Source organism: Leucobacter faecis (assembly GCF_054456635.2).
Genome location: NZ_JBTJEP020000018.1, coordinates 71,620 through 80,571 on the forward strand (window position 1 = coordinate 71,620; position 8,952 = coordinate 80,571).

Below are 8,952 nucleotides of genomic sequence, written 5' to 3' on the forward strand. Positions count from 1 at the left end.
TGCTTGCTGGCTGCGCCGCTTCAGGCGCCGGATCAGCCGTCGGTGTCGCCGCCGGAGCCATCGCCGCCGCCGTCGGCGCTGCCGTCGGAGTCGCCGCCGGAGCCGGTTTCGGGTGGTGCTTCGACTGGTTTGATGATGTCTCTAAAGGTCACTGCGTCACGCGAGCCAATCGTGACAATCACATCATTGCCCGACACCTCATACGCCACAGGTTCGCCAATCCCTCCCTGCATGGTGAAGTAACCCTTGATGACACTGGGCAGGGGGTCCGACTGATCCGCAGGTCGGGGAATCAAGCCAGACACGGATTTCGTGAGCAGGAGCGGTGAGAACCCGCTGGGGGTCAACTCACCGCCGTACGAGCAATTAGGCGTATCTTTTTGCCCCGACGGGCAATGAGTGACTGCGGGCTTCGGCGCTTGCGGAGTTGGTGAATCATAGTAGGGGTCGCCCAGTAGCGGTGAACTCCAAGTTGGCTCGCCCGACATCGTCCATTCCGCGTATGTGGCGTTATCGGTTGAGGGCGCTGACCCAACCACATAGGTCCCGAAAAGATCGGGTAGCTTCTTGCCCGTGTACTCAGCATTCGTTTCGACGGGCCCGGCTTTTCCGTACGGAGTCGTAATGCAAGCTGACCCTCGGACCACGACATGAGATTCTGCTGTACCGCTCCGGCCACTAGAGCCGCACGCCGGCACCCCCTCACCCTCATTAAAACCATAGGTAAGGGAATGGTTGCTACTTCCATTGGCATCCGAATCTGCAGTGATTTGCCAATCCACCCTATTGTCGGCAAGGGTAAGCGTTGCTCCACGCAAGATGGGCGCACCAATCGGCGTCGCCGTGGCAGTCTCAACCTCGCCGCGGCCACCGTCACCACCCGAGTAAGCGGGCGGAATCTTATCGGGGCCGTCTGCCGACAGCACGCTAAACGTGTGCGATTGCGTCGACAGCACGTGAATGCCATCGGCAGTGTTCGCGGTCTCAGCGCCGTCGATCATGAACACAACCGTCGCCGCCTCGCTCTGGCCGATCTTCACCCGCACACGCCCATTATTGGGGTCGGTGTTCTCCCCCCACTCAGCGGTGCTGGCCGAGATCGTCGGCGGCTTGGGTGGCTTGTAGGCCCACGTGGTGGCACCGTTCGCCGAAGGGTCAGATGAGCCCACGTCGTTCACGGCGCGAGCCGTGTACGTGGCCTGCTCACCCGGGGTGAGCCCGGTCACCGTGCAGGTAGCTTGGTTGCCGTCCATCGAACAGCTGCCGGTCTTACCTCCCTTGTCGGTCGTCAGTTCGACGCCAGCCACAGCGGGGTGTGAGGCCTCTGCGCTCAGCACCACAGAGAGGGTGACGCTGCTTGACGTAGCACCGGTGGGGGTCACACTGACCGGGGGGCGCGGCACACCGCGGGCATCGAGTTCGATCGTGCCGGTACCGACGCGGTTTTGCGCGTCACGCACCGTGTAGGTCGCGGTGCATTTGCCCCCTGCACCCTTGTCACCGTTAGGCCACGCGACGCTCACGCCGTCACCAGCCGCTTGCAGTGTGCCGTAGGCCGAGCATGAGGCCCCGTCGACCGCGTCGAGCTTGAGCCCGCCGCCACTCTTGCCCTCGAAGGGGTCGTACTGGCCGGGGGCCCCGATGAGCTGAGTCTGGCACGCACCGCCAACGGTACAGTTCAGCTGCACGGTCGCGCCGCGCGGAGTGTCTTTCGCTGCCTCACCCACGCGCAGTGTCAGCGGGGCCTGGCTATCACCAGCCCCGGTCACAGTGACCGTGGCGGTGTCTTCGGCGCCCGGCAGCGCGTCTGCACGTGCTGTCACAGTCACCTGCGAGCCGGCGGGGCTCACCTCAAAGTTCGTACCGCCTCCTGCGACGGCAAACTGCAGGTCACTCGGCCGACCCTCGCGCTGACCTTGCCAACGAACCATGTCAAGCAGGTTGACCGTCTCAGATGCGCCCGGCGCGATTGTGCGCGTGAGCGGTTCGAGCTCAGCCACCGGTTCCTTGGGCACGATCTGTATGGGCACCGACAGCTCGGTCCACGTCTTTTGCTCGGTGAGACGAGCCAGCACGAGACAGCTGTCTACCCACGGCTCGCCCTTGCCCGCGCTGTACCGCAGCGTCGTCTTCGAGGTCGCTTCGCACGCTGCCTGGCCGCGCTGCGTCACAAACCCACCGGTCTTAAACTCTGCTTGGTCGTTTGACCCGAGATCGATGATGTCGGTGAGCGCGGCGTCGCTGCTCTTGTCTTCATCAACCTTCAGCGGGGCGAGCCCGGGCACGAGCGTGAGTCGTAACTCGTCGAGTGAAGGCACGATCAAAAAGCCGTAGCTCTCAACTTCTGCGCCCGTCACATCGGTGCCCGAGAGCTTAAACGGCACCAGGTCGCCCTCGGCGCGGTACTTGCCGGTGATGCGTTTGCCGTTTGCTTCGAAGCGTTTTGCGGCGCTGCCCCACACCGACAGTTTGAGCGACGACGCGTCACCCGTCGCCCAGTACACGCGGTCGGTGATCACGTCAACACCGCCACCTTCAAGTTCGGCCCGGTCGCGCGCAGAGAGCACCGTGTCGCGCACGGTGGGCGCCTGCTGCCCCACGCGCGCAGACACCTGCACCACGATCAACCCGTCGGCGGTACTCGACGACTCAGACGAGCGCACCGTGTAGCGGTACGACACGGTACCCGGCTCGGCGCTGCTCGAAACCTTGATGCGCCCCTTCTTCATCTGAGATGTGTCAAGACGCTCTGCCAGCGCCCGATACTCGGCTGAGTTCTTACCGCCCGGCACGTTAGGTACCACCTCAACGATGCTCAGTTCACCGCCCGCGGGGTCGAGGTCGTTCTCGAGCGGGCTCACCACGGCGGGTTCCTTCGAACCCTGCACCAGGCGCACATAGTCGCTGTATGTGATGGGCGCGCTCGTTGCCTGGGCACCATCGGTCACGATCACGCGCAGCGAGCCTTTCGCTTCACCGCCAAATTCGTCTTGCACCGTGTAATTGACAGACTGCTTGCCAGTTTTCGCTTTGCTCGACGCTTCGACTCGAATCGACGAAGTGCGCGGCACGATCGTCGTCGTCAACTGGGCATCGCCCGGCGAGTCAACGCTCACGAGGCGCACGCGGTCACCGTCGGGGTCGACACCCGAGAGCGGCACTTGCACGCTGCCACTCTCACCCGGTGCGAGGCGCACCGTTACGGGTGTGGGCGCGGGGTCACGGTTGCCGTCTCGCGGCAGCACCGTCACGTGCACCTGCCCTACGTCGCTCGCTTCGGGCGAGCTCGCACCGTACGTCGTGTAGCTGAGCGTGTACTGGCCCGGCTCTTTGGGTGCGAGGTATCGCAGCGTGTTACCCGAGGCGAACGCGAGCTCGCCCTTGGTGCCTGATCCGCTGATCTCGGGGTGCAGTACGAGGCGCTGGCCAGGGGCCGACACATCGTTATCGAGCACGCGAATGTCTGCCACGGCACCGGCGCGCACGGTCGCGTTGTCTGCGACCGCAATCGCGCCCGTGTCGCTTTGCTCTGGCACCTGAAACACGGTCATGCGCCCCACCGCCTTGTCGGCGCCCTCGGCCACCGTCACGTCGACCGCGCCGATGCGGCCCGGCGCACCGTCTGGCGTACTGCCCGATACGCGCACGTTTGCGTATTCGATGACGTCGGCGCGCAGTTCGCCGTCGACGACCTTTGCGCTGTCGACGACGAGCGCGCGGCTATTCGCCCCGGGCACCGCCTCGAGCACGTCGACCGTCGTGTCTGCGAGCGGTCGCACAAACGCGCGCAGCGGCGGCAGGCCCAGCTTCGTGTGCGACGCCACCGCTGTCACGCGCAGCAGGCCGGTCGTTTCTTGCTTCGTGCCGCTGTCGCGCACGGTGAGCGTCACGAGGGTCTGCCCTGCCTGCTCGGCGCGCACCATCACGGTGCCGTCGGCTGACATCGTCACCTGTGCGGTGCCGCTTTGCACGCTCGCGTCCACGAGCGTGTACGAGCCGGATCCCCCGGTGACTCTCGCGAGCGGCCGCACCGTAATGCGCTGCCCAAGCTCCACGGTCGCCGCGATCGGCGTGAGCTGCGCCTTCGCGTTCGAGCGCACCTGCACGACGAGATCGCGGTCTGTTGTTTTGCCGTGCGCGTCAGCTACCCGCACGCGCACCGCGACCTCGCCGCCGTCGGCGTTGGGGTCGAGGTGACGCACCGCCAACCGACCATCGGCCGTGACGAGCGCGCGCACCGGGTCGTCCTTGCCCACGGGCGTGGCTGACTCGAGCATGATGGGATCACCCTCGGGGTCAACCCAACCCTCAAGAATGGGCAGCACTAGGGTGCCACCGGGCGCAAGCTCTGGCGTCGGCCACGGGCGTTGGCAGCCCTCGACCGCACACCACTCGGGCGCCGTGTTGACGTCATCGCTCACCACGGTGAGCGTCACTTTCGCGGGCTCAGATGAGTGAGTGCCGTCGGTGATCCGGTAGCTAAAGCTCGCCGAGCCCGTAGCGCCCTTCGCGGGCATGAACGCGAGCGTCTGGCCGTCGGGCATCAACGAGACCTGACCAAATTTCGAGTCAAGGTCGCTCGCGAGCCCCTCGGGTTCGATCGTCAACACGTCTTTGCGGTTGGGGTCATAGTCGTTGAGCAGCACCGGCAACGGGGCCTGCTCATTCCCCCGCACACCAAACGCGTCATCGACCGCCACGGGTGGCTCTTGTTCGGTGACGTCTGCGACGACGACCGTGCCGTCGCGGTCCTTTGGCGGGTCGGCCAAGGTCCACTGTTCGACGGGAATGAGCGTGCCGTCTGGCACCGTCCACATCATGCCGGTTTTCACTTCGGTGAGCAGCGCGGCCGTCCCGTTCGTACGAAACGCGGGCTCGGGGTCGCCGGGCATTTTGACGCTGTCGTCGACGTCGAGCGCGACAGCGTCGTCTTTCCCGTCGCCGCGCCACAGGTTGGCGCCCGCGCTACCGATCCAGGCGGCGTAGGCGGTGTCGCCCACAAAGGTGGGCTGGGCGGGTGCGCCCGCGACATTCACCACGCGTTTCGCGTCGCTGCCCGTGACGCGCCACAGGCCGCCACCGTCGGCAATGAGTACGTCTGAGCCCGCGCCCTTGGGGCTTGATCCTTGGAGCTTGGGCGTCGCATCAACTTTCAGTGACACGGGCTCGCTCGCCTTCGCGCGCCACAGGTTGGGCCCGTTGAGTGCGACCCACGACCCGTCGACGATGCTGAGCTGCAGCTCTTCGGCCGTCAGTTCTTCTGGCACCTGCTCGGTGGCGACAAACTCGCCGCGCTCGATCGAGTACCAGCGCAGTTCGTTGTCTGTCGTAGACAGCATCGCGACGCGCCCCTCGGGGTCGAGGGCGACCGCGTCTGTAACAAACTTGCTCGGCTCTGATTCGTCGCCGTCTGTCTCTGCCTCTTCGCCCACGAGCGGGTCAATCAGCGTGAGGTTCGTGCCGGTGACGCCCGCGTCGTCGGTCAGCGCCCCCACGTACACGTCACCCGATTCGGTGCGCACCACAAGGTGTGCCCCCGCGGCGATCACATCGCGGGTGCCGTCTGGCATGCGCTCGGCCTGCGCGCCAGTGCCCTGCTCGGTCGTGCCCTGCTCGGCCGTGTTCGCCACGGGAGCAGCTTCCTTCTTGTCTTGCTTGGCCTTCTTACTGGCTTTGTCGTCCTTATCGCCGGCCGCGTCAGCGGAGTTCTCAACGAGGTCGCGCGGCTGCATCGGGTCGACCGGCCATGCCCGCCCGTTACCGTGGCTGAGCACGACGCTCGCGGCGCCCGCCTGCACAAGCCCGCTCGGGTCGTCGACCGAGCGCACCGTATCGATCTCGGCGGTGAGCGTGTTCACGCGCGCGTACTGGCCCGATGTGCGCATCGCCCACACCGAGGGTTCCTCGCGCGGCGCCTCACGTGCGTCGTACCCGGCGGCCACGACCGCCACCGTGCCGATCATCGCGAGCGCCGCGATGCCAGACACCCAGGTGATGACGCGCGACCGCTTCGACTGCTGGGCCATCTAGATTCCCCCCATGAGCGCCATAACGACACCCGCGATAGCGAGCACGGCAATTCCTGCGCCCGCCCCGATGAGAGCGGGCTTCATTGCGCCGCCCCCCTTCGATCCGGATCGAGTGCGTGAGTGGTCATCGGGCGCCGCCGCGAGCGCGGCGCGCTTCGCAGCCCGCCCGCTCCCCTGCACCGACGAAATCGTGGGCCCGCGCACGCCCTGCACGGTCGCGGCCGGAGTCACCCAGGTCGACGACACGACGTCAAGCGGCGTGATATCAAGCCCGTAATGGCGCTGCAGCTGCTGCATCGCGAGCCCCAGCTCATGCATCGAACCAAACCGCTGCGCCGGATCTTTGGCGAGCGCGCGAGCGATCACGCTGTCGAACGGCTCGTAGCCCTGAGCGCCGGGCACGGGAGTGTACTTGGCGCGCGTGATGCGATTGATGAGCTCGTGGTCCGTGCCCTGTTTCGAGGCGCGACCGAACGGAGGCTTACCCGCAGCGAAGGTGTAGAGTGTGGCTCCGAGCGCCCAGATCTCGCTCGCGATCGTGCCGCTCGTGGTGCCGCCAATCACCTCGGGAGCCGCCCACGCCACCGACATGGCGCGGTCGGTGTTCTTGCCGCGCATCTGACCGCGCAGTGACACGATCCCAAAATCGGCGAGCAGCGGGCGACCCGCCGTCGACCGCAGCACGTTTGAGGGCTTGATGTCGCGATGCAGCACGCCTGACTGGTGCGCCGTCTCGAGCGCGCCCGCAAGCCGCACTCCGGCGTCGAGCACCTCTGGCAGCGGTACAATCGCGCCGCGTGTACGCGTGCGAAACGACTCGGGGCAGTACTCCATCGCAATGAACGGGTGGCCGTCACTCGAAATGCTGGCGGCGTAGATCGACACGATTGAGGGGTGGCTCGACAGCCGCGCCATCGCGTCGGCTTCGGCCTCGAAGGCGGCGCGGCCGTGATCGTCAGACACATCGTCCTTGAGTACTTTAATGGCCACCACGCGCCTGGGCATGTCTTGCTCATACTGGTACACGTGAGCGAATCCGCCAGAGCCCAGGGGGCGCACATAGTTGAATCCAGAGATGTGCGGCCGCGTGTGTGTGCCGGAGCTAGTCAATGCACGGCCCCCCTCAAATGTCTCGGCAGTGTACCCAACATATGGTACCTACTTTTCTGGCCTTTGTTTATTCGTAGGCTATGTCTAGCTCACATGCAAAAGGCTCCTCACCGTTGCCGGTGAGGAGCCTTTTGAGGTGTTACGACTTAGAGCGCCGAAACGTCCATCGGAATGCCGGGGCCGAAGGTGGTCGAAACGACACCCTTGGTCACGTACTTGCCCTTAGACGACGAGGGCTTCAGACGCACGATCTCGTCGAGCACCGACGTGATGTTGTCGTTCAGCTGCTCAGCCGAGAACGATGCCTTGCCAACAATGAAGTGCACGTTAGCGTGCTTGTCGACGCGGAACTCGATCTTGCCACCCTTGATCTCGGTGACAGCCTTAGCGGTGTCAGGGGTGACGGTGCCGGTCTTGGGGTTCGGCATCAGACCACGGGGGCCCAGTACCTTACCGAGACGGCCAACCTTGCCCATGAGCTCGGGGGTCGAGACTGCCGAATCGAAGTCAGTGTAGCCAGCGGCTACCTTCTCGATCAGCTCGTCGCCACCGACCTCGTCAGCGCCAGCAGCGATTGCTGCCTCGGCTGCGGCGCCAACCGCGAACACGATAACGCGTGCGGTCTTACCGGTGCCGTGGGGCAGGTTGACGGTGCCGCGCACCATCTGATCTGCCTTGCGGGGGTCCACGCCAAGCTTGACTGCAACCTCAACGGTCGAGTCGGTCTTAGCCGAACCGGTCTCCTTCGCCAGGGCTACTGCCTCGGCGGGAGTGTAGAACTTGTCTGCCTGAATCTTCTCGGCAGCGGCGCGGTACGCCTTCGACTTCTGTGCCATGTTCGTACCCTTACTCGACCGTGATGCCCATGGAGCGAGCGGTGCCCGCGATGATCTTCGACGCTGCGTCGAGATCGTTTGCGTTCAGATCTGCCTGCTTCTGCTCGGCGATCTGGCGCACCTGCTCGGCGGTAACCTTTGCAACCTTAACGGTGTGCGGGGTGCCCGAACCCTTCTGAACGCCAGCGGCCTTCTTGAGGAGCTCTGCTGCCGGAGGAGTCTTGAGGATGAACGTGAACGAGCGATCCTCGTACACGGTGATCTCAACGGGCACGACGTTGCCGCGCTGCGACTCGGTCGCTGCGTTGTACGCCTTGCAGAACTCCATGATGTTGACGCCGTGCTGACCCAGCGCGGGGCCCACGGGGGGCGCCGGGTTGGCTGCGCCGGCGGGGATCTGAAGCTTGATCAGACCCGTAACCTTCTTGGCCTTTGCCATGATTGTTTCCTTTCGTCGAACGTACGCGGTCGCGCACATTCTCCCGCTAGCCCGGCCGATCCGGGTGGCGGTGTCTTTGCGAGGCACTCACGCGCGCACGCAAACTCCAATAGCTTACCTGATCTCGCGCGTTTGCGCACCTTCGCGGTTCGGGTGCCTGTGCCTGTGCCTCGCTTCGGGCATCGATCCAGCGTCCAGCATCAGTTTTCTCAGAATTTTGATGCTTGACGCGCAATGGGTGCTTTTATCTGCACCGGATCCCAGCCGCGCGCCGTCGCCCCGTGCACTTGTCGTCCACAGCTTGCTGATTTCGCCGAGTCGCGCGAGTTACTCACAATTTGACTTTCACGCCACCTGTCCGGCGCGTAACCGGCGAGGATCTACCTATGACCCTAAGCGAAGCCCTCGCCGCAGCGGGTGGTGCGATGCGCACGTCAGAGGCGTTGCGGCTCGGTTTCACCGAGCACACCCTACGCAAGCACATTCAGGCAGGTGCCGCACTAAGGCCCCGTCGGGGTTGGCTGGCCCACTGGTCACT

The 8,952-nt window shown here is 65.0% G+C and carries 4 protein-coding genes; all 4 read right to left on the reverse strand.

Translation table 11 applies throughout. The features are described from left to right. Positions 1 to 32: 32 nt before the first annotated feature. Positions 33 to 6,026, reverse strand: coding sequence for an Ig-like domain-containing protein (locus ACXR2T_RS12945; protein WP_458839018.1), 5,994 nt, complete (start codon positions 6,024 to 6,026; stop codon positions 33 to 35). Continuing rightward, entirely contained in the window at positions 6,027 to 7,139 is a 1,113-nt protein-coding gene (locus tag ACXR2T_RS12950) for a serine/threonine-protein kinase (protein ID WP_458814371.1), read from the reverse strand. A gap of 146 nt (positions 7,140 to 7,285) precedes the next feature. Further along, entirely contained in the window at positions 7,286 to 7,975 is a 690-nt protein-coding gene (rplA, locus tag ACXR2T_RS12955) for a 50S ribosomal protein L1 (RefSeq protein WP_458814373.1), read from the reverse strand. A 10-nt stretch (positions 7,976 to 7,985) separates the two neighbouring features. Beyond that, complete coding sequence (gene rplK, locus ACXR2T_RS12960) at positions 7,986 to 8,414, reverse strand: 50S ribosomal protein L11 (protein WP_458814375.1); 429 nt, start codon at positions 8,412 to 8,414, stop codon at positions 7,986 to 7,988. Positions 8,415 to 8,952: the final 538 nt, after the last annotated feature.